21 protein-coding genes are annotated in these 26,781 nt (G+C 46.1%); 2 read left to right on the top strand and 19 right to left on the bottom strand.

Going from position 1 to position 26,781, the window contains the following annotated elements:
- Nucleotides 1-20 precede the first annotated feature (20 nt).
- Nucleotides 21-905: a carbohydrate ABC transporter permease gene (locus tag AC1DM9_RS00350; protein ID WP_441885101.1), complete on the bottom strand. Its 885-nt coding sequence runs from the start codon at nucleotides 903-905 to the stop codon at nucleotides 21-23.
- A gap of 82 nt (nucleotides 906-987) precedes the next feature.
- Complete coding sequence (locus AC1DM9_RS00345) at nucleotides 988-2,349, bottom strand: ABC transporter substrate-binding protein (protein ID WP_477577991.1); 1,362 nt, start codon at nucleotides 2,347-2,349, stop codon at nucleotides 988-990.
- A 191-nt stretch (nucleotides 2,350-2,540) separates the two neighbouring features.
- On the opposite strand from AC1DM9_RS00345, the gene AC1DM9_RS00340 reads away from it, so the two are divergent.
- Together AC1DM9_RS00340 and AC1DM9_RS00335 are read left to right on the top strand one after the other, a co-directional pair.
- Nucleotides 2,541-4,364, top strand: coding sequence for a sensor histidine kinase (locus AC1DM9_RS00340; RefSeq protein WP_441885097.1), 1,824 nt, complete (start codon nucleotides 2,541-2,543; stop codon nucleotides 4,362-4,364).
- Entirely contained in the window at nucleotides 4,354-5,982 is a 1,629-nt protein-coding gene (locus AC1DM9_RS00335) for a response regulator transcription factor (protein ID WP_477577990.1), read from the top strand. Before AC1DM9_RS00340 ends, AC1DM9_RS00335 begins: the two co-directional genes overlap by 11 nt.
- A gap of 148 nt (nucleotides 5,983-6,130) precedes the next feature.
- Here the strand turns inward: AC1DM9_RS00335 and gucD are convergent, their stop codons facing one another.
- The 17 genes from gucD to AC1DM9_RS00250 all read right to left on the bottom strand — a co-directional run bounded on the left by gucD (nucleotide 6,131) and on the right by AC1DM9_RS00250 (nucleotide 26,650).
- Nucleotides 6,131-7,588, bottom strand: a complete 1,458-nt coding sequence (gene gucD / locus AC1DM9_RS00330; protein WP_477577989.1) for an alpha-ketoglutaric semialdehyde dehydrogenase GucD — start codon at nucleotides 7,586-7,588, stop codon at nucleotides 6,131-6,133.
- A gap of 33 nt (nucleotides 7,589-7,621) precedes the next feature.
- Nucleotides 7,622-8,554, bottom strand: coding sequence for a hypothetical protein (locus tag AC1DM9_RS00325; RefSeq protein WP_477577988.1), 933 nt, complete (start codon nucleotides 8,552-8,554; stop codon nucleotides 7,622-7,624).
- Between the two features lie 49 nt (nucleotides 8,555-8,603).
- The gene (locus AC1DM9_RS00320) at nucleotides 8,604-10,325 is read right to left on the bottom strand and encodes a dihydroxy-acid dehydratase (RefSeq protein WP_477577987.1); all 1,722 of its coding nucleotides are present in this window, start codon (nucleotides 10,323-10,325) and stop codon (nucleotides 8,604-8,606) included.
- A gap of 2 nt (nucleotides 10,326-10,327) precedes the next feature.
- A complete protein-coding gene (locus AC1DM9_RS00315) occupies nucleotides 10,328-11,305 on the bottom strand; it encodes an aldose epimerase family protein (protein ID WP_477577986.1) in 978 nt (325 codons plus the stop codon).
- Nucleotides 11,306-11,319: 14 nt separating this feature from the next.
- On the bottom strand, nucleotides 11,320-12,666 hold the full coding sequence (locus AC1DM9_RS00310; RefSeq protein WP_477577985.1) for a family 4 glycosyl hydrolase: 1,347 nt from the start codon (nucleotides 12,664-12,666) through the stop codon (nucleotides 11,320-11,322).
- A gap of 49 nt (nucleotides 12,667-12,715) precedes the next feature.
- On the bottom strand, nucleotides 12,716-13,495 hold the full coding sequence (locus tag AC1DM9_RS00305) for an SDR family NAD(P)-dependent oxidoreductase (protein WP_477577984.1): 780 nt from the start codon (nucleotides 13,493-13,495) through the stop codon (nucleotides 12,716-12,718).
- A 36-nt stretch (nucleotides 13,496-13,531) separates the two neighbouring features.
- Nucleotides 13,532-14,362: a carbohydrate ABC transporter permease gene (locus AC1DM9_RS00300; protein ID WP_339205068.1), complete on the bottom strand. Its 831-nt coding sequence runs from the start codon at nucleotides 14,360-14,362 to the stop codon at nucleotides 13,532-13,534.
- A gap of 9 nt (nucleotides 14,363-14,371) precedes the next feature.
- Nucleotides 14,372-15,238 (bottom strand): carbohydrate ABC transporter permease, encoded by an 867-nt coding sequence (locus AC1DM9_RS00295; RefSeq protein WP_083681827.1) that lies wholly within the window; start codon nucleotides 15,236-15,238, stop codon nucleotides 14,372-14,374.
- 67 nt (nucleotides 15,239-15,305) lie between these two features.
- Entirely contained in the window at nucleotides 15,306-16,631 is a 1,326-nt protein-coding gene (locus tag AC1DM9_RS00290) for an ABC transporter substrate-binding protein (protein WP_477577983.1), read from the bottom strand.
- A 152-nt stretch (nucleotides 16,632-16,783) separates the two neighbouring features.
- A complete protein-coding gene (locus AC1DM9_RS00285; protein WP_477577982.1) occupies nucleotides 16,784-18,358 on the bottom strand; it encodes a response regulator transcription factor in 1,575 nt (524 codons plus the stop codon).
- Complete coding sequence (locus AC1DM9_RS00280; RefSeq protein WP_441885075.1) at nucleotides 18,355-20,175, bottom strand: cache domain-containing sensor histidine kinase; 1,821 nt, start codon at nucleotides 20,173-20,175, stop codon at nucleotides 18,355-18,357. The genes AC1DM9_RS00285 and AC1DM9_RS00280 overlap by 4 nt, the downstream gene beginning before the upstream one ends.
- Nucleotides 20,176-20,574: 399 nt before the next feature.
- Nucleotides 20,575-22,455 carry a molecular chaperone HtpG gene (htpG, locus tag AC1DM9_RS00275; RefSeq protein ID WP_477577981.1) on the bottom strand — a complete coding sequence of 627 codons (1,881 nt, stop codon included), beginning with the start codon at nucleotides 22,453-22,455 and terminating at the stop codon, nucleotides 20,575-20,577.
- Between the two features lie 264 nt (nucleotides 22,456-22,719).
- A complete protein-coding gene (locus tag AC1DM9_RS00270; RefSeq protein ID WP_477577980.1) occupies nucleotides 22,720-23,778 on the bottom strand; it encodes a polysaccharide pyruvyl transferase family protein in 1,059 nt (352 codons plus the stop codon).
- Nucleotides 23,779-23,794: 16 nt separating this feature from the next.
- Nucleotides 23,795-24,916, bottom strand: a complete 1,122-nt coding sequence (locus AC1DM9_RS00265; RefSeq protein ID WP_477577979.1) for a glycosyltransferase — start codon at nucleotides 24,914-24,916, stop codon at nucleotides 23,795-23,797.
- 6 nt (nucleotides 24,917-24,922) lie between these two features.
- The gene (locus AC1DM9_RS00260; RefSeq protein ID WP_477577978.1) at nucleotides 24,923-25,615 is read right to left on the bottom strand and encodes a glycosyltransferase family 2 protein; all 693 of its coding nucleotides are present in this window, start codon (nucleotides 25,613-25,615) and stop codon (nucleotides 24,923-24,925) included.
- Nucleotides 25,591-26,466: a glycosyltransferase family 2 protein gene (locus AC1DM9_RS00255; RefSeq protein WP_477577977.1), complete on the bottom strand. Its 876-nt coding sequence runs from the start codon at nucleotides 26,464-26,466 to the stop codon at nucleotides 25,591-25,593. The genes AC1DM9_RS00260 and AC1DM9_RS00255 overlap by 25 nt, the downstream gene beginning before the upstream one ends.
- Nucleotides 26,450-26,650 (bottom strand): hypothetical protein, encoded by a 201-nt coding sequence (locus AC1DM9_RS00250; RefSeq protein ID WP_076267366.1) that lies wholly within the window; start codon nucleotides 26,648-26,650, stop codon nucleotides 26,450-26,452. The genes AC1DM9_RS00255 and AC1DM9_RS00250 overlap by 17 nt, the downstream gene beginning before the upstream one ends.
- Nucleotides 26,651-26,781 lie beyond the last annotated feature (131 nt).

The following is a 26,781-nucleotide window of genomic DNA, read 5'->3' as shown; positions in this document are numbered from 1 at the left end:
TGCATATACAAGGATGAGTATTAAAACTCACCAACATCTTTTTTGAACGCTTTGTTCATCGCTACCGTAATAATGAGACAAATGATAACGAACACAACGGATATTGCGTTTCCATAGCCGTACAGAGACGAGGAAAACGCCGTTTTATAAAGGTAATTACCAATAAATTGTGTCGTATTGGCAGGTCCTCCGTTCGTCATGAGGAATACGGTTTCCATCTGCTTCAAGCAAGCCGTAACCGCGATGACGACTGCAACTCGAACCATTGGCGAGAGAAGTGGAATGATAACACGCGTATACAGCTTCACTCTTCCAGCTCCATCAAGCTCTGCCGCCTCATAAAGATCCTTTGGTATGCCTTGAAGTCCGGCGTAATAAAGCAGAAGCGCATAACCAAAGCCTTGCCACATGACCACAACGATAATGCACCAAATGGCAATATTTGAATCGCCCAGCCAATCCTGTTTCCAGGTGCTTAGACCAACGCCTTCAAGCAATTTATTTAACATCCCAAAGTTCGGATGAAATACGCTTACCCACATTTTCGAAGTAACAACGATTGAAATCACTGCTGGTATAAAAAAGATAGCCCGAAACCATTTCTCTAGCTTTCCTGCATGCATCACAAATATGGAGAACAAAAGCGCAATCGGGTGTTGAATCAGAAGCGTAGCTGCAAGCAGCAGTAGGGCATTAAGCAATGAACGCCAAAAAACGCTGTCATGAAACAAAATCTTTTGGTAATTCTCGAGTCCAACGAACTCGTAAGCACCGATTCCTGTCCAATTCGTCGTACCGTAATATGCACTCATAATGATAGGAAAGCAAACCATGAAGAGAAACAGCATAAAACCCGGTGCGACTAGCCAAAAAATGGTGATGCGATTGCTCATCAGTTTGTGCATGGTTCTCCCCGCTCTCTCTTTGGTAGAAGGCGGGGCAGACCGAATGAATTCGGCTGCCCCATCAGCTAACTAGCTCATTTGTTTACTTCAGAACACCGACAGCTGCGTCCATTTCTGTTAAGAACTGCTCAGGTGTAATTTGTTTTCCAAACAGCTTTTGGTGAGCTTCCATTACTTTTGTCTTGAATTCATCCGTACCGTTATCATGTACCGGTGTACCGCTGGAAGAAGTCATTGCGCTGAAAATGCCAACCAATTGTTTTTGAAGCGCTGTTTCGTTGCCAGTCAGGAATTGATCAAACTTCTGAGCTGGAGTGCCTGATCCTGTTTGCCATACTTGCTTCGCCCAGTTCTCAGGCTTGAAGAAATATTGCAAGAAAGCGACTGCTGCTTCAGGGTGCTTCGATGTTTTCGATACGGAGTAACCGCCGCCATACCATGCAGCTACATCTGTTGCTTTACCTTTATCAGAAGCCGGGTAAGAGATCGCTCCTACGTTATTGCGGAAATCTTCAGGGAAGTTCTCGTCTGTTGCAAGACCTGCTTCCCAGTTACCCATCACGAACATTGCCGCTTGGCCTTGCCCGAACAAGTTGCGGGAAGTGCCGTAATCTGCTGTCATGAATCCATCTGCAAGTGCTTTGTTCTCTGCCAGTGCAGCGATGTCTTGTGCTGCTGCAAGGAAGTCAGCGTCGCCTGAGAATTTAGCTTCACCCTTCAATACCGCATCCATTTTGTCAAAATTGCCTGTGTGGCGCTGTGCTGCATACTCAAACCAGATTGGCAGTGACCAGCCTTCCATTGCGTTTGTTGCAAGCGGGTTAATGCCTTTTGCTCTCAGCTGCTTGGATACTTCAAGCAATTCTGCCGTTGTTGTTGGAACCGTTAAGTTATTGTCGTCAAAAATTTTCTTGTTATAGTAGATAACCAAGAAATCTGTACCACGCGGCAATCCGTATAGTTTGCCATCTTGGGAGAATCCATCTTTTGCACCTGGTACAAAGTTGCTGCTCTCAAAATCTGCTTCATTTAACTCAAGCAGCATGTTGTTGTCGATCAAAGGTTTAATAAAAGATGTTTGGCCCCACGCCTGGATAATGTCAGGTACTGCATCTGTTGATGCATATACTTTAATTTTCGCTTTGTAAGGCTCATCTTGAAGCGCTTCTACTTCTATTTTCACATTTGGATTTTCTGCCACATAACTATCAATGATTGCTTGCTCGATTTTACCTGCTCCATTAGAGCGGTCAGCCAGCGCTGTGAAAAACTTAAGTGTTACCTGCTCCGGCTCCTTCTCTTTCGGCGCCTCCGTTTCTTTTGCTGCATTAGTTGGACTATTCGTCGCTTCGCTGCTTCCGTTTTTCCCATTATTGCCGGAGCTGCACGCTGCTACTGTAAAAACCATCATTATTGCTACTAGCGAAATCCATATTTTTCTCATCGCTACCCCACCTTTTTTTATTTGAGCAGGCGTTCCCTGTTCTGTCCCCATTATATCGTGTTATATCTGCGACAAAATATGAGCCAAATTTAAGAATAGATGCCTCATTTTTTGGATCATTCCCAAAATCAGCCTAACTGGATTTATTTCTTGGTATACTGAAGTCACAAATCTGAATGCTACAGGTGAACATGATGCGATCCTTTTTTACTCCCTTTCGACATATTACGCTGCAACGGAAACTGCTAACCTTAGTCATTCCCCTTCTGATTGCAACCGTTGGGATTACCGGGCTGTATTCTTATTACATTGCCTCGGGAGAAGTGGTAGATAAGCTTCATCAATCTCAAATGAACATGGCGATCAAGACAAAGGATCAACTCGACTATTTTGCCAAAAACACGTTAAGCTTCTCTAATTACTTGTTTCTAAATCCGACCGTTCAAAGCATGGTTATGAATGGCGACACGCAGCAGCGTCGTGATCAAGTGTTCAAAAATTTGCTGCCGCTTATGGTTACCGGTGAAACGATCCAATCGCTAGTGCTTTATCCCTCTACGAAGGATGATGTGCCCGCTCAGCCGTTTGCGATTACACAGACCGGTATTGCAAGCGCTATCAGCCTTGAGCGTTTTATGAAAACACGTTACTATGAGAGGCTCGCTAATACAGAATCAGGACAAATTTGGGATATGTTTTACCCTTCGGATGGCATTCTGCTTGGTGACACCCATCATAAGATCGTTTTAGTGAAGCCGTACAAAAACTTTTACAACTATGTTCGAAGCGGCCTTTTAATTATAGGGATGGACGCAGATAAGCTAAGCAAATCCTTATATCATGACGATGAGGAAGCTACACAGTTTGTAATGAATGATCAAGGCACCATACTCGCCTCAACTGATTTGCGCATGATTGGCAAACCGATAACAATGCTGCCTGTATTCGATCAGATGGATACAGCTGCCATCGAACCTGCAGAAGGATTAGCGCTGCTTAAGGAAAACGAACATTATATCGTTTCAGATTCCTTATCGGATATTACCGGCTGGCGAACTGTCGTTATCCAAGATCGCAGCAAGCTGGTGCTCGAATTGAAGCATATCGGCTCCGTCACCTTCTCGATCATGGCGATCGTAACGCTCATCACGATTATTGTCTCTTGGGTCATTGCCCGCATTATTACGAATCCGATGAAAAAGCTGATGTTCTCCATGAGGGCTCTCCAAACGGGGGATTTTACGCAGAGGGTACACTTCAACGGCAACGATGAGATCGGCAGACTCGGCCATTTGTACAATACGATGGTTGGACGAATTAAAACCTTAATTGATGACGTATATGCTTCGCGACTGAAGCAGAAGGAAGCCGAGCTGAAGGCGCTGCAATCGCAAATTAATCCACATTTTCTATACAACACTTTAAATATGATAAACTGGAGCGCCGTGCAGAAGGGGGATAAAGAAATATCCGAGATGGTCCTCTCACTCTCCCAAGTGTTCCGACTAAGCCTGAATAGCGGCAACGATTTTGTAGAGCTGAAGCACGAGATCGAGCTGGTACGAAACTATTTATTTTTGCAAAAGAAACGATTTACGACGAGGTTTAATTTTGAGATTGATTTGGAGCCCTCAATTGAGCACTTTCGTATGCCTAAGCTGCTCCTGCAGCCGCTCGTCGAGAATGCGATTATCCATGCCATCGAGCCCTCAGGCGGAAATGGACATATTCACATCAAGGCTTATACAGAGGACTCTCTTATTATTCTAGAAGTCACCGATAACGGACCAGGCATGCCGGAGAAACAGGTATACCTTCTTAATCAACCAACCGTAGAGGAGCCAATGCGCAACTTGCAAACGGATGACGCTCACTCTGGGATGGCACTGGCTAACATCAAGGAAAGGCTCGCTTTATTTTATGAACAGGCAGAATTCGAGATCGTAAGCAAGGAAGGCTTAGGCACGAGGGTGCAACTGCGAATTAAACAAGGAGGCAATGGAAATGGTGCTTAAAATGATCGTTGCAGAGGATGAGCAATCGTTCCGAGAAGGCATTCTTACACTTGTCGACTGGAAGCTGTATGGCATTGAGATTGCCGGAGAAGCGGAGAATGGCAAACAGGCTTTGGAAATGATTCATAACAATCCCCCTGATTTGCTGCTGACCGATATCCGTATGCCTTTTCTAAACGGTCTTGACCTTATTCGTGAAGCCAAAGCAGCCGGCCATGAATTTCATTCTGTGCTGCTGACCGGCTACAATGAGTTTGAATATGCCAAGGAAGCGATCAAGCTTGGCGTTTCCGACTACCTCTTAAAGCCTTGTATGCCGCATGATATTATTCGTGTAATTATGGACTTAAAGCAAAAAATTGAACAATCCGAAAATGAAGATAAAGCTTTAAATGCCCTTAACCGCAGCTGGAATCGCAACCTTCATCTGCTCAAAAATCAGATTTTATCGCAATGGGTTCAGCATCCGCTCATGCCTCTGGAGGATCGATTCAGCGTAATGAGTGAAGTGGACATGACGCTCTCGTGCGGCCCCATTCAAGTCGGTCTGATCCGCATTGACTCCAACAAGGCGCAGAACGTCACCGCATCCAAACGTGATTTAGAGCTTATACGTTATGCGCTGCTGAATATTGCAGGTGAAACCCTTCGGCCGTTGTACGATGGCAAGCTTGAGGTATTTCGGCATGGCGACGAGATGTTATGGATCGGAAATTATCCAGAAAACACGACCAACGAGGCGATTGAAGGTGCTATGAAGGAGCTCCAGCTTAATCTTGAAGCTTATCTGAAGCTCTCGATCAGCATATCAATCAGCTCTGCTGCTGCTTCGGTTGATTATGCGCATATTGGTTACCAGCAAGCGATTGAAGCGATGGAAGCCAGATTCTATCAAGGAAGAGGCGGTATATTTTTTCATGCCGAGGCTGGTAAGCAAACCGCTGCCAAAAGCTCCATTCTAGACGATGCTTATTTGCATCGACTCGAGAAAGACCTGCTTCTCGCCTTGCAGAACGAGCATTATGAGCAGGCAGTCGATGCCATTGAAGCGAGCATGTCGCATATTCGGAACAATTCGAGCTATTCCAAAGCTGAGGTTCATCTGCGCTCCACAAGTCTTATTTTAGAGCTGCAAAAATTCGCCCAAGAGCGCAAAGTTGCCTCTATCGAATGGCAGGACAGCTTCGTGAACTGGATCGAGCAAATCCCTAACATGGAGACGCTTGATGACTGCTCCGTCGTTCTGCAAAAAATCGTGCAAAGCATCGTCGAGGCTGTATCGAACCAGAAGTCACTGCATCGTACCGTGCATGCTACCATCGAGCTGATTAAGCAAAAGTACAATACAAATCTCACACTAGAGCTTGCTGCCAAGGAAACCTTCGTCAGCAATTCCTATTTAAGTTCATTGTTCAAGCAAGAGCTTGGCGTTAACTTTCTTGATTATTTGCATCAATACCGCGTAGAGCAATCGAAAGAGCTGCTGCGCCAAAGCTATAAAATTTATGCGGTTTCCAAGCTGGTCGGCTATCAGGAGGAACGTCACTTTAGCTCAACCTTTAAGAAGTGGACAGGACTTACGCCGCGGCAATATCAAAAAAACTACAATGCGGGCTGACTCAAGCCGTGTGCCGCATAACAAAAAAACTACGACGGCAGCTTATAGCAACCTTCTCCGCTACTACCGATTTCAAGCTGCGAAAGTTGAGTTGAAAAGTCCCAGTGAACTCTTGCTTCACTGGGACTTTCTTGTTTTCCTATTTACATTAAGCTTTCAAAAAAACAGTTTTAATTGAGGTGAAAAATTCGATTGCCGCTTGCCCCTGCTCTCTCGAATGCGAGCTGGATTGCTTCATTCCGCCAAATGGAGCCTGCAGCTCCACACCTGCCGTTTCCGCATTTATGCGTACCAAGCCTGCATCCATGTCCGAGATAAAGGTCAGAATATGGCTAATATTTTGTGTATAAATAGAGGCACTCAGTCCATATTCCACGTCATTGGCCAGCGATAAAGCCTCCTTCAAGTCCACAAAAGGTATGAGCGCCAGAACCGGACCAAAAATTTCCTCCTTGGCAATCGTCATATCCACGGTTACCTTTTCGAAGACGGTCGGCTGCACGTAATAGCCATTCGACAATTCCTCATCCTCCGGTATGCTTCCGCCATAGAGAAGGCTCGCTCCTTCCGCGATTCCCTTATTAATGTAGGAAAGAACGGTATTACGCTGCTTTTCATTGGCACAAGGCCCCATCCATGTGGTGGAATCCTTCCCATTTCCCAGCTTCAATAGTTTGACTTGATCCAGCAGCTTAGCCCGGAACGCTTCATAAATAGAGGCTTGCACGAGGACCCTGCTCGTAGCCGTACATTTTTGTCCCGTGGATTTCAAACCGCCGCTAATCGCTGCTTCTACCGCAAGATCGAGGTTAGCATCTTCAGCGACGATAAGCGGATTTTTACCGCCCATCTCCAATTGATACTTGGCTCCACGCGAAAGAGCCGCTTGGCCAATCTGCTTCCCTACTTTATTGGACCCCGTAAAGGTAATACCTTGAATATTGGAATGATTGGCAATACCGCCTCCAATTAAGGCACCGTCACCTGTGACCATATTGACAACGCCAGGCGGAAAGCCTGCTTCCTCAAAACATGCAAGCAGCTTTGCTGCCGTAATCGACGTTTCAATGGCTGGTTTTATGACAATCGTATTGCCATAAATAAGCGCCGGTGCCATTTTCCACATCGGGATCGCAACCGGAAAATTCCACGGCGTTATGACACCTACAACACCTAGAGGCACTCGAGTTGTGAACATGATCGCCTCATGATCAGTTGAAGGAATAACGTCACCTGTCTTCCGCATGCCTTCCCCGGCATAATAACGAAGAATGGCAACTCCACGAGCCGTTTCACCTTTACATTCCGCAAGGGTCTTGCCCATCTCGCGCATCATAGTTCCAGCTATATCTTCCAGTCTTGCCTCCAAAAGGTTGGCTGCCTTGAACAGATATTCGCCCCTGGCTGCGCCCGAGAGCCTGCGCCATGCTTCTTTGGCACGATTAGCGGCATTCACCGCAAGATCAAGATCCGCTTCGTTGGAATCTTGCACATATCCAACGATCTCAGACGAATTCGCAGGATTAATGCTTTCCGTCAACCTTCCGGTTGCGGATACGCTCCATTTTCCATCAATAAAATTCAAATAAGTCTGCTCTATAGTCATTTCTCTATTCACTCCATCCCTTGGGTTATCGCTTTAGCTCACTGAAGGAATTCCCAACCCCTCGGCAAAACTGTCGGATTGAATGGCAGACGAATGATACCTGTCGAGAACTTGAATACCCAAATGAGCTCTGCGCACTTTCTCCCTGCACTGGGCGATGGCCAGCTCCTTGTTGTGAATCCCCGCCGGATACACGCTAACAGCATTCCGAAGCCCGAATTTCAGATAAACCGGTGAAGCGATTCTTACAATTTCCGGAATTTCATAGTTGCGGATAAAACCGCCCAAGTCATCCGGCGACTCAATATAGAGATCAATCGGAGCATCAACCACGGTTCGAATCGATGACAGCTGTGGAAGTGTAATATCGCCAGGCAAATTCAAAGTAGTGCCGCCAAGCTCCGTAAAAATCCGAGCATTTACCGGATTGGTCGGACTCATCAGCGCTGAAATCTTAACGACTAAATTGGCTGGCAGCTGTCCCTTGATTTTCGCTTGATTGATCAGCCATAATAAGCCTTCATCCGCCACAAGAACGCTTCGAATGCCTAATTCAGCCGCACGAAATATTTCTTCCAATCCATAGAGCAGTTGATCCATTCCGGCGTGCCGCCCGCCTAGCAGCTTTCCGCTGCTGCTAAGAGACATCGCTCCAATATCGAAGCTCATTCGCGGCCCAACAAAGAGGCATACCTCCATCCCTTCTGCTATGCCCATTTGGGCCATATCGCTAATTTCGGAATCGCTTAACAGCATAATTCCGCTGCCCTGAGAGACGCGGTTGACCGTTAGTCCAAATTGCTTGGCTTCTTCAATAACGCTCTCCATTATTGCAGGACCCTCTACCGAAGGGATTTCCACACGGTAATGGGCTCCATCTTCAAATCTTTTAGCACTTGTCGCGAGCTGATACTGCTCTTTGTCCGGCAGGCCAAGACTAGCCGCAAACGCTTGAGCTTTGTTCATCGTTGTTTCCCCCTCGAAGCATTCCATGTATGTGAATGACTAACTCCCACTAGCCTCTTCCGACGATTGGTTCTATAAAGCTAACTTCCTCTTTGGAATTTGGACGCAGAAAAGCAAGGTCGCAGCCTTCGTCGGCTTGCAAAACATGATCCGCATGCAGCTTCATAAACCCTCGCTTATGGGGACGAATAGGCGACCAATCCTGCAAACGCTCGCGTATTTCCGCGTCCGTAAGCTCTACACTAAGCGTACCGTGATCGAGGTCTACCACTATCCAATCTCCGCTTCGAATGGCAGCGATAGGCCCTCCAAGCTGGGCTTCCGGTGAAACATGCAAAATATTCGTTCCGAAGCTAGTTCCGCTCATTCGGGCGTCGCTGATTCGTACCATATCCCGAATTCCCTGCTTTAGCAGCTTCTTCGGAATCGGCAGCGCTCCCCATTCGGGCATCCCTGCTCCCACCGGTCCGCAGTTTCGCAGCACTAACACCGAGGTTCCATCAACCTCCAGCTGTTCGCTATCTATGGTTTCATTCATCTCTTCATAGCTATCGAATACAATCGCTTGGCCTCTATGTTGATGATTAATTAAGGAACTAGCTGCTCGTTTCAGAATAGCTCCCGAAGGCGCCAAATTACCTGTTAGTACAGCAATGCCCGCTTCCACTTTATAAGGTTCGGCCAGAGAATAAATAACATCATCCCGGTAAGCGGGATAATCGCGATAACATTCTTCAAGCGTAGTTCCCAGTGCACTCAGACAGGTCGCATCGAGCTGGGGCAGCAGCCTTCTGATCACAGCGCCAAGTCCGCCTGCTTCAAAAAAGTCATCCATACTGTGCTCTCCACTTGGTTGAAGATTGACCAAAAGCGGAATTTCAATTGATCTTTCTTCATATCTCTTTAAGGGAATATGGATCCCGAGCCGCCCTGCAATCGCAGTTAAGTGGATAACGGCATTGGTAGAGCCGCCAAGCGCTGCAAGCAGCTTGATGGCATTATCAAATGCAGCTTCCGTCATTAGACGAGCCGGAGTCAACTCTTCCCTAACCATCGCAACAATTCGTTTGCCCGTTTCTTCGGCTGCCCATTTACGGCTGGCATGTGTGGCCGGAATCGTGGAAGTGCCCGGCAGCATCATGCCGAGAATCTCCGACAAGCATTTCATGGTAGAGGAGGTGCCCATGACGGGACATCCGCCCTGCGTGCATGAAATGCATTTTTCCAGTTCGCTCCATTCCTCGTCTGTCAGAAGGCCCGCATTGTAATCATCCATCAGCTTCCAAAGATCCGTCCCATAATTCACTTTCTTCCCGCGAAAGGAACCCGATGCCCGGTGACCGGCAGCAAGCTGCAGCGAAGGAATATTGCTGCTCGCTGCACCCATAAGCTGGGCGGGTGTTGTCTTATCGCATTCGCAAAGCAGCACTGCGCCGTCAATTGGCAATGCTCGAATGGATTCCTCAACGTCCATCGCCATCAAATTGCGATAAGGCAGATCCGAAGGCTTCATAAAATCAGCAGGCGTCGTGATTGTATGCATCTCAAGCGGGTATCCTCCTGCAAGCAGCACTCCACGTTTAACAAATTCGACTAATTCTTTATGGGGCGCATTACAGCTATTCAAATCACTCCATGAGTTGAAGATGCCAATAATCGGCTTGCCTACAAATGATTCGGGAACATGCCCATTAGCCCTCATGGCCGACAGATGCTGGAATCGCGTTTCCTTTGACGGGTGTTTAAACCATCGGTCACTGCGCAAAGACATGCTCAAATCACCTCTTCAATCCGAATTCGTGTTGTTGTTGTCACTTGCTCGCCAGGCTGAAGAACACGGAAGCCCGTCAGCTCCTGCGGAAGCTGCAAGTTTGGTGCATTCGTTATCCAGGTATAAGGCTCTGGGCACAAATAACCCTGCCGTGCATCATGGTTGTAGACCACCCAATGCTTAAATTGCTCGTCCGCGCTGTACACAACGCGAATGCCGGAATTCAGATCGGTTAGCACCGCTTCATTGGCTCCCGTTCCCGCTGTCTGAAACGCATCGTCCAGCGCGTGCTCGACTAAGCTTTTCCCCTCGCGCAGCTCCTCCAAATAAGGAATATCCACTAGTTCGCCAGTTGGCAAGAAACGTTCGTCCAGCACCCACTGCTTATCCGCATTCAGAGAAAATCGGCACTGCGCCAGATCCCCTGAGGGATCAAACGGATTATTAAACGTCGTATGGTAGCCGAGTCCCCAAGGAAATGGCGCGGCATCCCGGCTGCTGATTGTCGCTTTAATCGTGAGCGTTGCCCGCTCCAAGATGTAACTCATTTGAACACTAAATGAATGTGGAAACCGAGCTAAAATCGCTTCATGCTCATCGGAATGAATGATCGTCTCCAGTACGATCCTCTCTCCTTCTGCCTCTGCCCGTAAAATCTTCCATGGCGCATCAAATAATAAGCCATGGGTGTGATTGTGTTCAGCAGCATCATTAATATCAAACTGATAGTCCCTGCCATTAAATGCAAACCTGCCATCCGCAATGCGATTGGGAGGGAAGAGGATCGGCAGGCCATACAAGATAGGATCTGCCTTGTACATCTCCTGATTTTCTGGAAATCGCAGCAATTCAAGATCTTTATTTTTTAATCGCAAAGATAATAGGTTGCTTCCCCAAGCCGGTACCAGCGTGAACGCCAGCTCCTCATTCCCTACCCTTATTGCCGTTTCCCCATAAAGCTCAAACTGTTCGATAGCCAATTCTGCCTGCCTCCTTAATTAAAGTGCTGTCTCATCGCAGCAAGGCTGGGCAGTTCAAGAATATCATCCAGCAGCGCACGAGCCTGTTTCTCGGAACGGGTCCACGGATCCATCATAATTAACTGGACAAGATCTTCAAGATTCCCGCTATCATAGGCCTGCAGCTCAATCTCTACGGGTGCGACACGATCGCGAAGCGCAAAGTTAATCAGAGGCTTAGGCAAGCCTTTGGTCTTAATGCCTTGAACGCCGATTCCACTGACGTAACAAGGAATTTCCACCTGAAAATCGAGCGGGATGCCCGGCACGTAGTTGCTGTCATTCAATATATTAAGGATCATCACTCTAGGCACATCACAGGCTATCGCTTCAATAAAAGGAATCATCGGTTCTGACGAATGCACCGGCGGGAAATGATCCATAACTGCTTCTGTCGTATTTTCAGAAACTTTCCGGATTCTCTCTACGCCAGCTGCACCTCCCGCAAAGTAAAGATCCCGCCACCAAGCCTGTGGGTCTTCCTTATAGAGACGCTCCGTTTCTTGATCCGCATGGTGCCAAGCTGGCCAAGAGCCTCCGCCCGGATTTCCCGTATCGCCAATTGGAAATACGCCGAATTTCTTATAGAGATCAAGCGCTTTGGGACCTAACCAGTCGCAGGTAGCGCAGTTCTCAATGTAAGCAGCCGATTTTTCTTCGATCCAACGATCCAAAATAGGAAATGCATTTTCCCCTTTGTATCGGAACTCGGTCAGCCAAATAAAGTGATTCACGCCTGGAATCTCATACGTAATATGATTCGGGTCGAGTCCAATTACCTCAGCCACAGCTTTTACCCCGTTAGAACCATGGCAGAAGCCTGCCAGCTTGGCCTGTGGATACTTGCGCTGCAAGTAGGTTACGCCCGCCATGACCGGATTGGACACGAGCATATACCAAGCGTCCGGACAAATCTCCAAAATATCCAGCATGACCGATTCCATCAGCCGCAGCTGATCGAAATTAATCCAGAAGCCTTCGTCATGCATCACATGCAGGCTCCCGCCAAACCGATAACCGTGCTTCTGGGCAATATCCCATCCGTCCTTCAAACGCTGATGGCCTCCGACCAGTGCAGCAAGCACGACGAAGTCGGCTCCGCGTAGCGATTCTCTACGATCCGTCGTCTTCTCCAGCACCAGATGGATATTAGCTTCTTTGGCGTAGCGTTCGCAAAGGGAATATGCGCTTTCCAATCTCTGCTCATCGATATCCATAAAGCTGACGACACTGCCTTCAAGAGAAGGCGTCAAGCAGATGTCCTTGATTAGGCTGAGGGAGAACATGGCAGATCCTGCTCCGATAATACTAATTTTAGCCATAGGTATAACCTCCATATGAGAGTGAATGATTTTGAATGAGGGCTTGTTATCAAATCGCAGCCGATGCTGCTCCGTCAATACTTAAATTAGAGCCGCTAACGACAACAGATTCGTCGGAGGCTAGGAATAACACGGCATACGCAACCTCGCGCGTCGTTGCCATTCTTCCGAGCGGCTGCTGCTGCTTGATGATGGGATACAATTTATCCATTCCGCCCATGCTTTCGGCAAGACGGACGTTCATATCCGTCTCCACCCAGCCTGGCGAAATCGAATTGCAGCGGATGCCCTTCTCGGTATAGGAGACGGCAATCTCTTTGGTTAAACCAATAATGCCTGCTTTGGAAGCAGAATAAGCGGTATAGCCTGGCTCCGTTAAGGAGGCCATAACTGAAGATGTATTAATGATGGAACCGCCATTTCTCTTGAGCATTTCGGGGATCGCCTTTTTGCACATTAAGAACATCGACTTCAGGTTAACTTGCAGCACTTCATCCCAAGTTTCTTCCTCATAATCCAAAATATCGCCAACAGGCATAATGCCCGCATTGTTAAAAACGATATCAAGCCCGCCGTAAGCGTTGACCGCGCTTGCCACAGCATCTTCAGCCGTCTTCATCAGGCCCACGCTGCCGCATACGATCTCGCAGCTTCCGCCCATTTGGCGAATTTCGGCAGCTACCTCGTTTAATTTCTCCTCGTTGATGTCAACCAGGATAAGACTCGCGCCTTCTTCAGCAAAGAGCAGCGCCGTTCCTTTACCGATTCCTGATGCCGCTCCTGTAATAATCGCTACTTTTGATAAGAGGCGTCCTTGCTTCGTACTCATGTGATGACATCCTTTCCTATCCTCATTCGATATCGTTTATTTAACAGCTCCAATAACCAGCCCTTTACGAATATAGCTTTGAAAAATAATATAAATCGCAATGGGCGGCAGCGAAGCAAGCAACAGCCCTGACAATAACAGCGGGTAGTCTGAGCTGAACCGGTTGAGCACAGTCGCTACCGCAACGGTTACGGTCTTTAAGCCATCCGATTGCAAATAGATCAGCGGGGTTAACAAATCGTTCCACCAGTTCGTCGCATTAAAGATCGATACCGTGACCACGCCCGGCAAGCTCATGGGCAAAATCACTTTGAACATCGCCTGATGATATTTGGCGCCGTCTATTTTTATCGCTTCGAGCACTTCGTCGGGCATAGCTCTCATTAATGAAGTGAGTAAGAAGACCGTGCTCGGAATAGCCGAGACAGACCAGATGGTCACCACGGATATGATATGGTCTGTCCAGCCGATCTTTGACATCAACAAATAGTTTGGAATGATAAAAGTAATACCAGGTATGGTCATCGTAGCGATCATAATAATATAAAACCCGTTGCGGTATTTGAATTTTAATTTGGCAAAAGCATAGGCTGCCGGAATAGACAAGGCTAGGGAAGCAACTAAGCTAAGTCCCACGTAGACGAGCGTATTGCCAAACAACCGAACGAGAGAGAAGCGATAAATCAGTGCGATGAAGTTATCAAAATACCACGTTTTTGGAAGACCCATCGGATGTTTGATATATTCTATCGTCGGCTTCATACTGCTGATAGCCATGTAGAACAACGGATACATCGCCATGAAGGCAATGACAGCGAGCACGATAAAAATCAGAAATCTAACCATTCTTCTAGAGGCTGTTTTCATAATGTCCTCCTATTGCTCCAAGCGCTTGGATATTTTCAACTGAATCCAGGTAATGAACATAACAATGAAGAACAAGAATACCGAAAGCGCGCTCGCATAGCCCATATTTCCGCTTCGGAAAGCTTGAATATAAATCATATAATCGATCGGTGTTGTCTCGTAACCGGGCCCGCCGCCTGTGATCGAATAAACAAGGCCAAACAGCCCGACAAATACGTAAATAACATTGACGATCGTAAAGTAAAATATCGCTGGATATAACGACGGTATGACGATGTACATTAATCGCTGACGCCAATTGGCTCCGTCTATTTTGGCCGCATCAAACAATTCATTGGAGATCGAAGATAGCCCCGATAAAAAAATGAGCGTTCCTTGGCCTAGCGTCTGCCAGTAAAAACATAGAATCAAGATCATAAATTCGGTCGGCACCGTATTCAGCCAATCCGTCGTAAACGCGCCAAGTCCGGCATTTTCCAGAAGCGTATTCACGATCCCTTTATTCGTAAACATGGATTTTGCCAAAAAACCGATAACGACCGAGGAGAGGATAGCCGGCAAGTAATACACTGAACGAAACAAGCGCCACCCCGGAACCTCCTCATGCAGCAGAACCGACACCGTAAGCGATATGAACAAGATGCCCGGTACCGATAATAAAAAGATCAGATTGTTACGCAGCATAAGCGGCAAATCGCCATTACTGAGGATCGTCTTAAAATTATCCCAGCCAACAAACGTAGAAGTGACCCCATCCCATTCTGTAAAGCTATGAAAAAACGTGTTGAACATGGGATAACCTACGAATACAGCTAGTAACAGAAAAGCCGGCAGCAAGGAGAACAAACCTACCCATCGTTCTTGCTTGAGACCCATCCTTCTATTCCTCCTTGCCTTTTGGTAGAAGCGACCTCCTTTCCTATGAAGGCCGCTCCTTAACCGCCTATTTATTTTTTAGAAGCGAATCGCGTTTCTGGTCGATTTTTTTCATAAATTCCTCTGCCGTCATTTTCCCGCTGGAAACTAGGGATTGCAGCGACATCATCTCGCTTGTCAGCTCCGCTGGGTAAACATTGTCCGGCCAGAAAATAGTGCTTGGTTCATTGGCCATATCCTGCATCGTTTTCACTAGCGGATCGGATACGTACTCGTTCACATCCACATCGTTGACGACTGTAATACGTGCTTCGCCCGATTTGATTTTGTTGATTTGCTCTTCCTTGCTCATCAGGAATTTGACGAAATCAGCCGTTTCTTTCTTGTGCTCTGAGTAGTTCGTCACCACAAACGCAGCGCCCACCCCGCCAGGACCGCCATCGTGGATTTTGACATCCTCGCTGAAGTCTGGAATTTTCATAAAGCCGACCTTGTCGCCCATCTCCTTGCTGAAGTTCAAGATGTCCGCATTTGCTCCAACCGTCATGCCGAGCTGCTCTTGAATAAACAGTTGTCGAACTGAATCATCGGCAATGACCAAGTTTTTCTCGAACAGTTCGCGCCAGCCCTTCATGACATTCACCAGCTTAGGATCGGAGAAATTGGTTGTGCCTTTGACCAAGCTGTCCAGGCCCGGAATATCCACCGTTTGAGCAATCCAATAGTCCGGTACATGAAGGAAGCTGTCTTTAAATAAACCAAGCGGTGTAATATCCTTCGTCTTCACTTTCTCCAGCATAGCTACAAATTGTTGAAAATTTTTCGGGCGCTGGGCAATGGGATCGATTCCGGCATCCGCAAAAATTTTCTTGTTATACGCTAGAAGAAAAGTTCCGTCTGTCCCAAATGGAACGCCATAGGCTTTGCCATCGGCCGTAAAGTCTTCCGTTGTTGCGCTCCATCCAACGATTCTGGATCTTTCTTCACCTGAAAAGTAACTATCCATCGGCTCTAAAAATTGCTTAAACCGAAGCATATAGGAACCTGACCAGAGTACCGTTAAATCAGGACCGTTCTTGGCAATGCTGGCCGTTTGGAATTTAGCAAACAGCTCATCTCCGGATGGAACATCCTGCACATCAATCTTCACATTGGGATTGGCCTTCTCATATCGGGCAACAGCCTGAGAAATGTAGAAGTCTTCTTTTTTCTTCGCTTTGTTATTTTCATCAATGGTCGCAAACCCTGAATTCCAGAAAACAATGTTGACTTTCTCCTGTCCTTCTCCACCTGTAGAAGCGCTTTCATTTTTATTCTTGGAACATGCAGAAAGCGACATTGTAACCAGCATCATTAAAGCTATACTTAAAACAGACCATCTTCTCATTCTCATGGAAACCTTCCTTCTTTCGTTAGTTGATGTCTTGCTTCCTAGTATAGAAGCTTTCCATAAGCAGATGAATCTCCTAAGCCAACCATTTGATTTATCACTTTATATCCGAAGAGGATACCATTTATCATTTTTCAAGCCGCAGTTAACATCTTTTAATTCTTTTCAGCATCTGCATAGTGTGAGGGTGCAATCCCCTTAATTTTCTTAAACATGCGGGTAAACGAGCTTAAGTTTAGGTAGCCCAGCTTGTCCGAAACCTCAGTTAAGGTCATTCCGCTGCGGATCATCGTTTCGGCCTGCTCCACCTTGGCTGTCAAAACAGCGGTGCTGAAAGAAATCCCTTTCTCTTCCTTATATATTCTGCTGAGATATACAGGGCTTACTTTAAGATGCATCGCGATGGCATTTAAACTAATTTCATCAAACCTGTGCTCTTGAATAAACATTTCGGTGGCTTCAACAAACTTCTTTCTTTCATGGCCGTTCTTCTCTTTGAATGCCGGTTCTTGCAGCACATGGATAGCGTTGTATAACAAATGCACCGCTTGCGTTAATGAAACGCAGTCCAGCAGCTCAGATCTTTGGAAATAAGTCTCCGATGGACGCCGTCCCGACATTTCGCAGATTTGTTTCAGTTGAAATAAAATATCCTCCAGTACATTGTGCAGCAGGTTTGGTTTGGGATATGGCGGGCCGACGACCTGCTTGAGGTTTGCAAGCAGATCTCCTGCCTGCTCGTATTGAAAGCTGGACAGTTTGTTCATTATCGCCTTTTTCCAAATAAACACGGCATCGGAAAGCGTTGCTTCAGGCAGCTCGCCCTGAAACAGGTGGTCATTTTCACAAAAATATTTGAGGCTTAGCAGGTCGCTAGCAAAACGATCATACACGGTCCACTCCCGCCAGTCTGTAAACCTTTTACTCACAGCAATGGATAGAGTATGGCCCATATACTGCGAAACCGAGTCGATCAACAGCTTCGGGTCGATATCCGAGCTATTCGTGCTGCTTACCAATACATGCCATCGGTTATCATTTATGTTTTCCACGAACCCAATTAGCCTGCTGCGGTAAAGTTCAACAGCCATATGGTCAATCGAATGGCCTATTTTAACGATTTCTTGGGAAGTTAATTTGGGTTCATCCTGAGAAGGATCTAACGCCACAACCCATGCCTCATATTCTCCCTTTTGCAGAAAATATTTATACTCTCCCAGCTTCTCGGCAAACGCTTCTGTCTCTTCACTGTTATACAAGCCGTGCAGCCAATCTCTTAATAAGCTGGCTTTACGAACGAATCTTGAACCCGCTTCCGGCGTCCCTTCTTCCTGAAAATGATGCTCCAGCAGCTTGGCTTTCATCTTCGCTGTCAGCTGCTTCAAAATAAGCTGAAGCTCTTCAATTTCCATCGTGGATTTTACAATAAAGTCATGAACGCCCAGGCGCAGCGATTTGCGAACCGTTTCGAAATCTTGATTGCAGGTCAAAATAACAAATTCCCCGTCCGGATTTAAGGGCTTTACCTTCTCAATAAAATCAAGCCCATTCATTCTGGGAAGCAGAATATCCACTAGTGCGATGTCCGGCAGAAATCTCTCGTACAGCTCAACAGCTTCAACTCCGTCTCTGGCTTCGCAGACGACCTCGAGCCCCATTTCAGACCAAGGAATTAATGATTTGATCCCCATTCTAACTAGCATATCGTCTTCAATAATCATCACTTTCATTCCGAATCTCCTCCATTATGATCGATATAGGGAAAGGTAAGCGTTACGTTCGTCCCTTTACCCACTACACTTCGAATTTCGATGCCATACCTCTCGCCATACTCCAGCTGCAAGCGACGATGCACATTTTTAAGCCCGATCCCCGAGGTTCGTTCCTCATCCTCGTACTCATTGGAATCCGTTATCAGCATACCGGCAATGGAGCCTTCTTCAATTCCGACTCCGTTATCTATAACCTCCACCCGTATCTGCTCCCCTTCCATCGCGCAAGTAATCGTCAGCTGTGGCGTAATTCCATCAAGATTAGTAAATCCATGCATGATTGCATTCTCGACAATCGGCTGCAGCGTCAGCTTCAATATTCTTGCACCCTGCACCTCATGCGGCACATCCCATATCGTTTCAATTTTGATGAACATCCGTTTTTCCTGAAACGCAATATAGCTTCTGACATAATCCATTTCCTCGCCGACCGTGCTCCATATGGTTCGTGATTTGCTTAGTGTATAGTTCAGCATGCTGCTTAAATTAACAAGAGTCTGGGCAATCATCTTCTCGCCCTTCATTTCCGCCATCCAACGGATCGAATTAATCGAATTATGCAGGAAATGAGGCTTGATCTGGGACAGCAAGAGATTGAGCTCCAGGCTCGACTTTTCCCGTTCATCCGTTTTAATTCGCTCAATCTGTTCATTAATCCGGCTTAGCATTTGCTGAATGCCCGAGAATAAAATTTCGATTTCCTCCAAGCCTTTGTATTGGAAATTTCCAATGACATCCTGCCCCTGCCCAGCATCATTAAAGCGTATTTTCCGAACCATCCTCGATAAATTCAGCACAGGTATCATCGCTTTTCTTGTGAATATATACAGGATAAGTGAAATCAAAAGAATGGACGACACGGTTACCGTGAGCGTATGGCTCCACAATTGCTTAGTGGGACTGGCCAAAAGCTCTTCCGGCGTTAACGCAATTAAATACCATCTTAAGAAGGGAATGTTCTGGATGGAGCAAAAGTAGCTTTGGCCGTTCCACTGAATCAAAAAGCTTTCATATCCCCCACCGTCCACCTTCGCCTTCGATATCGCCTGTCTGGATAGCTCATGCAGGCGGTCGTCATCATCTTCGCTAGAAATGAGCAATTCGCCGTCTTCCTGACTTATGAATGCAAGGGTTGAGCTGTTCAGTTGAATTTTGCGCAGCAGCCGCTGAAATAAGCTCTCGTTGACCTCTACGTTCAAGAGGCCTAGCGCCGAATTGCCATGTACAATATTTTTTGTGAAATAAAATGCGTTCTGCCCCTCCGAGAGGTCGTGAAAATTGGGGCCCACATTGCGATACATGACGTTATTATCATAAGGTATCCTCTCGGAAGGCCAATTAAACTGCTGCACCACTTGCTTTAACCGTTCAACTTCTGTGTCATGCAAAACGCTATTGCTGAATACTTCCCCTTGATCGTTAATAATTTGAACGTATAAGGGCACTCTTAACCGATACGCAGCAGTGAACGACTTCAGCCGGTCTCTGACCGCCTGTTCATTTATGGGAGCGTTATTTTTTCGACTTAACAGCCTCTGTAATTCCTGATCCTGCGACAAGGTTCGAATATAATCCTCGATATGGTTCACATAAAAGTCCAAGCTGATGGAGAGCGACTCCATATTGCTCGAAACCGATTTGTCATACAGCGTTTCCACTTGCTTAACTGCTCCTTTGCCCAACATATAACCTTGGATAAGAACCGGAACAATAATAATACACATGAGCAGCAAAATAAGCGTAATTAAGTTTAGCCGGCGTTTTATCCGTATCATCTATAAACCCTCCTCTGCGGCTTCACATTGATTCATGCAATGAATATTGTTTATTTATTTGTTTATTTATTTGTTTCTGCATTCTTATTCAATTATTTCTTATCTTGTAGTGCTATTATATCCGGAATAATAATCAATACCATGATTTATTATATTTTGCGCAAGCACACCACGCGCCTCGTGTAATTTTATCGGTAGCTATCTCAACTATATCAATAGTCTGGAATTCCAATACGTAGAAGGCGATTTTATGAAAGCATAGGGGGAAGCAATCCTGTTCAATTCGTCTCCCTTGTGTAATCGATAGACGGAATGTAAATTTCGTTAAATAATTGTGCTGTCATAGAAAAAAAAACCCGTACGGGAATGACCCCGTACGGGCTTTTTACGCTTGCTCTATTAAACCATTACTTTGCAAATATCGTTCGTAAACGCAACTGGATCTTGAATTGGCAAACCTTCGATGAGAAGCGCTTGGTTGTAAAGCAGGCTTGTATAAAGAGCCAGCTTCACTTTATCCTGCCCAGCAGCATCCTTCAACGATTGGAAGATTTCATGGTTCACGTTAATTTCGAGCACCTTGTCTGCTTTTACATCTTGGTTGTTCGGCATCGAATTCAATATTTTTTCCATTTCAATCGTTACTTCACCTTCAGTGGATAAGCACACAGGGTGTGTTTTAAGGCGTTTTGAAGCTTTTACGCTTTTTACTTTATTGTTAAGAATTTCTTTCATCTGCTCGAAAAGCTCTTTATTGGCATCCTGCTCTTCGGCCGTTTCCTTGTCCTTCTCGTCCTCTTCAATACCAAGATCGCCGCTTGATACCGACTTGAATTCTTTATCCTTATACTTCGCAACCATCTTAATGGCAAATTCATCAATATCGTCCGTGAAGTACAAGATTTCAAAGCCTTTATCCGTTACCAGCTCGGTTTGCGGAAGTCTATCAATCCGCTCAATCGATTCACCGGAAGCATAATAAATGTACTTTTGATCCTCGCTCATTCTTGAAACATACTCGTCCAGTGTAACTAGCTTCTTCTCCTTCGAGGAGTGGAACATAAGCAGGTCTTGCAGCACTTCTTTGTTCACGCCGTAATCATTATATACGCCGAATTTCAGCTGTCTGCCGAATGCTTTATAGAACGACTCATACTTCTCTCTGTCATCCTTCAATATGCCAAGCAGCGCGCTCTTGATCTTGCTGTTGATGTTCTTCGCAATCAGCTTCAGCTGACGGTCATGCTGCAGCATTTCACGAGAAATGTTGAGCGATAGATCCTCCGAATCAACCATACCTTTAACGAAGCTGAAATAATCAGGCAGCAGGTCTGAGCATTTATCCATAATTAGAACGCCATTTGAATAAAGCTCCAACCCCTTCTCATATTCCTTCGTATAATAATCGAAAGGTGTGCTCTCTGGAATATACAAAATCGCATTGTACACAACAGCGCCATCCGCACTAATATGAAGATGCTTGATCGGTTTGTCAAAGCCATAACGTTTTTCAAAATAAAACTGATCATAATCTTCCGATGTCAGCTCATTTTTATTTTTACGCCAGATCGGCACCATGCTGTTAACGGTTTGCTCTTCTTCATATTCCTCAAACTCGTTTTCTGCATCTGCTTTAGGACGTTGGCCTTTCACATCCATCTTAATTGGGTAGCGAATGAAATCAGAATATTTTTTGATGATCGACTTCAAACGGTACTCTTCCAAGTACTCATCATATTGATCATCTTCGGTATTTTCCTTAATATTAAGTACAATTTCCGTACCAACGGAGTCCTTCTCGCATGACTCAACCGTGTAGCCGTCGGCGCCAGTTGATTCCCATTTGAACGCCTCATCGCTGCCAAGAGCTTTGGTCACAACGGTAACCACATCCGCCACCATAAATGCAGAGTAGAAGCCTACGCCGAATTGGCCGATAATGTTATGTCCATCCTTAAGCTCATTTTCCTTCTTAAAGGCAAAAGAGCCGCTCTTCGCAATAACGCCAAGGTTATTCTCCAGCTCTTCCTTCGTCATGCCAATCCCTGTATCGGTGATCGTTAATGTTCGGTTTGCCTTGTCGGCAACGACTTTAACATAATAATCCTCTTTGTTGAATACCATTTGCTCATCAGTTAGCGCTCTGTAATATAGCTTGTCGATCGCATCGCTGGCATTCGAGATAAGTTCTCTCAAAAAAATCTCGCGCTGCGTATAAATGGAATTAATCATCATTTCCAGCAATCGTTTCGATTCTGCTTTGAACTGTTTTTTGGACATGGATAGATCCCCTTTCCATTCATCAATAATTAGTAAGCCTAAAGGTAACGCAACAGGAAGGCTTGTTCAACGTTTATTAAACCGCTACCTTATATTTTAGCACTCAAACTCTTTGAGTGCCAATCCTTCTTTTTATATATCATAAACTATTTTTCGATGTCAACCTTCTTCCTATAATATCCATCCTTTGTCTATTAAAAAAAGAGCTGCCCAAAGGTTAATAAACCTCCGGGCAGCTCCTATATCACTGTTGCAGCTATTTCCTTAAAACAGTTCTTCTTGAAATGGCTTTTTCAGCAGCTCACGATAACGGCTCTGATGCGAATAAAACTTTTCGCGAATCATATCCGTTTCTTTTTCAATTTTGGCTACTCTGTCCAGAATGCTTTCTCCAAGTGCCGTATCGCCGGTGGAGAGCACATAATCCTGAAGATCCACCGAACAGCCAAAGTCTATGCATTTGAATCGATATCCAAGGCTTACGAACGGCACCCCTGCCGCTGCTGACAGGTAGCTAGCATGCAATTTGAAATTGATCGTCAGCGCATAGGACTTAAGCTTCTCCATCAAATCCTCATGATGGTACAGCTCCAAATCAAGATCCACATTCGTCTGGTTTCCCAGCTTCGAATATAGACGCTTGCAAGCTTCTCTATCAGGACCCCAAACGGAGAAAATATTAACGCGATAACCCTGCGATATTAATATACGCAGCGCCTCTACCAATTGCTGCTCTACCTTTTCCTCGTTGCCACCGAATATTCGATTATAAGCTGTTCCCCAGTTCACACCAATCGTTCTGCTAGCCTGCCCATTCTTGCGTGGCGACGGTGCAGGCAGCAGAAATGCCGGGTCACCGCTTATGATCGCCTGCTCCATTCGGACGCCAGAATCCTCGAGAAACTGATAGGACAACGGACCTCGGACACCGCAATATTTTGACATCTTCACTAGCTCAGCTAATTTCTCATTCGTTGCTAGGTTCTCACCGGTGTAGGCCAAATGGGCTGCGACCTTTCCCGAGGCATCAATTACAGGAAACTCCTGTCTATCATGACCGCTGCCCCAAATCATTACTTTTTTATGGTTCCGAGCCGCTTGGTAAGCAACATCGATATAACCTGGAATGAGCAGCGAGCCGCCGCCGAGCACGACAACATCATACGGACCCGAATTCCGAATATCTACGCCCGGTATTGACGGAATGACATCATATTTTTTCTCAGGCAGATAAGCTCTACACAAGTCGCGAAACAATAGCCACATTAACTCATCACCAACATTGTTAAACCCTAACCAGCCTACATACAAAATTCTTTTCATTCCGTACCGCCCTTCATTAAATCTCCCCAATTGCTGAACGATACACGCTCATCATTTGATCAATGGATTGATCGATATGAAACTCACGTTCCACCCACCGTCTTCCCTCTATTCCATTAGCGCGCAGCCCCTCCAGCCTGCGGCATCCATCTGCAATCTCGCTTGCAAACAAATAACGGGAATAAGCAGCAGACGAACCGTGGTCTCCAAAATAGTTAAGCCAAGCCTGCTCATAATTACCCCGCTCCACCCAGCCAAAATAGCCATGGTTGCCAATGGCAAGCACTGGCTTCTCGCAAGCCATTGCCTCCAGCGCAACGCGTCCTGTACCGACAACGATATCTGAAGCATTGTAATACTCTCGCATTTGAGATTGTTTCCCAACCATATGAATGAAGCGTCTTCCGCTTTCTGCCTGAATAAATTCCGCAAGTTCTGAAATTGCATTATATTTAGGGCCATCCCCGACAACAACAAGCTCAAGCTTATCCCACCCATAACGATAAAGATCCTTCATCGCCCGCAGCAGGACATCACATGCTGTTGCCTTTCCCCAAGCCAAGCGGCTAGCATACATAAGTACAATTGCATCTTCAGAAATACCTAAGTCTGAGCGAAGCTTTGCGCCGCTGGATGGATAAAACTCCGCTAGATCAATGCCATTCGGGACAACGATAGACGGAAAGCCAAGCCGCGTGATATAGCTTTGAAGAGGAGCACTTACACATATGACCGATTCCGAGTAAACAAGCAGCGATTTTAGAGCAGTCTGCGGATAATAGGTGCCATGAACGGTAAATATAGACGGAATTCCTAATAGATTAGCTGCCTTTGCCGTAAATAAACCTGATGGAGTCTGATGCACATGAACGCAATCCACTTTCTCGCTTCGCATAATTTCCTGCAGCCTAACGATTCGCTCCGTTTGAACTGACGCTCCAGCTGGCTGGAATTCAAACAAATATACATGGCACCCGGCATCCTCAAACCGAAACCGCATAGGGCCGTCCGCGGCAATGATACTCACTCTTTGACCTATTTTTATTAGTGCTTTTGCTAGACTTAATACATGTGTTTCCGTACCACCGGCATCCATACTGTCCAGAGCCATTAAGACGGATAACGGCGAGCCTGCCATTTCACCTCACTCCTTTTTTGCATAAAAAGCCAATGATCGTTGGCTCGCATGCAGACGATAGTAATAAAGAATTTCAGGAATATTTGCAATACGAGCTTTATTATTCAAAAATTTAACGATGAACTCATAATCCTCCGCCCCGACAATTCGGCGGCTCAATCCGCCAATCTGGTCAAAAGCATCGCCGCGAAACATGATCGTCCCATGGCAAACACAGTGACCGCCGTTACGATAAACATCATGAATATCATCACCGAAACGCAGCCATTTTTCCTGAACATACTGCCTCTTCTCGGCTTCATCAAAGCTAGCGTAGCTCGTTCCTACCAGTGCAACCTCTGCATGGCTTTGAAGATAAGCTACTTGTTTCTCTAAACGCTGCGGATGGGAGAAATCATCCGCATCCTGTACCGCGATATATTGTCCGCGAGCGTGGAAGAAACCCGCCGTAACAGCTCCAGAAAACCCAATATTTCTAGGAAGTCTAACGAGTACGATAGATTCTGTACCCGCTACTCCGTTCGCTTCGCACCAAGCCTCGATAACATCCAGCGACCTATCGGTCGATGCGTCATCTACAATGATGATTTCTTTATTCAAATACGTTTGGCTCATCAAGCTGTCCAAACATTCAATGAGATATGCTGCACGATTATAATTTGCAATAACGATACTTACTTTTCCAAATTCCCGCTGCACCCTATCTCTCCTTTCTTGCCCTCTCTCCTATGAATGGCATGCAGAGCTTCAAAATGATCCCCTATTATTTGCATCGTTGCAATGGAATGGTCTCCTCCGGCATTGTTGTGTTTGCTCGGACGATAACGATTCAAGCGGTCAACCTCTACGCAGTGAACCGGTTTGACGGATAAGCCTCCGAGTAGTCCCAGCGCATAAGCTTTCGGCGGACATAATAAATTGGACCACTGAATAACATTAAGCCCCCGCCTATTCAGCGCAAATGGAACATGTACGAGTGAAGCATTCGCCAAATCCTCGCGCCCAACTGCCATATTCAGTGCTATTTTCAGCGTTGTCACGGCACTCCAAGGCATGCGCATGCTGAGGTGGTGATCCAGCTTATTAACAGCCAGATCACATTCGCTTAGCAGCGCATTAGGAAAAGGAGCAAGCTCCTTCCAAGGGATATGAAAATCACTATCCACAAACAGCAGCGCATCGCCAGTGGCTGCATATGCGCCAATAGCTCTGCCTACATCCGTTCCGAGCGGCTCCTCGAAAACAATGATCGACGCATCAAGCTCTCTAGCAATACTCTCTGTACGATCATTGCAGCCATTAACAACTACGATAATTTCAGCTGGCGACAGCAATATAGCCTCTTGAATGACACGCCCTATTGTCCGTTCCTCGTTTTGAACGGGTATAATCACTGACAAGCGCTGGTGAACCCCGCGCCGATTGCCTGCTTGGGAGAAATCTCTTCCTTTTCGTAAAGGAGGCAGCACATCCTTATCTGCGATCAATCGCTCGACATAGTCACGCCTTCTTCCATCATCCGTACAGCCATTCCTATAAAATCCGGACATATTCGATGACCCGCAAACGTATCAACACATCTTCCGTCCCACCGTATCCAGGTACACTCAAGGTTCGAACCACAATGTATGAGAAGCCTACCGTCAGCAGCACACCCGCAACCACATCCCCATTAGAGAGAATAACTTCTACATCTCTCCCTAGGTACGTGCGCAGCTTAAAATAAAATGACACATAATCAACTCCTACCGTTTGATACCCTCATCCTATTCGCTAGATTAATAGTGAGAACGGCATACGACTATTTTGAAAAAATTTTCATAGAATAGGCAAAAAAAAAGAGAAGCCCTCTTTCCCACTTTAAC

It is taken from the genome of Paenibacillus sp. 01T431, assembly GCF_056398625.1.
This window is presented reverse-complemented; position numbering and strand designations above follow the sequence as displayed.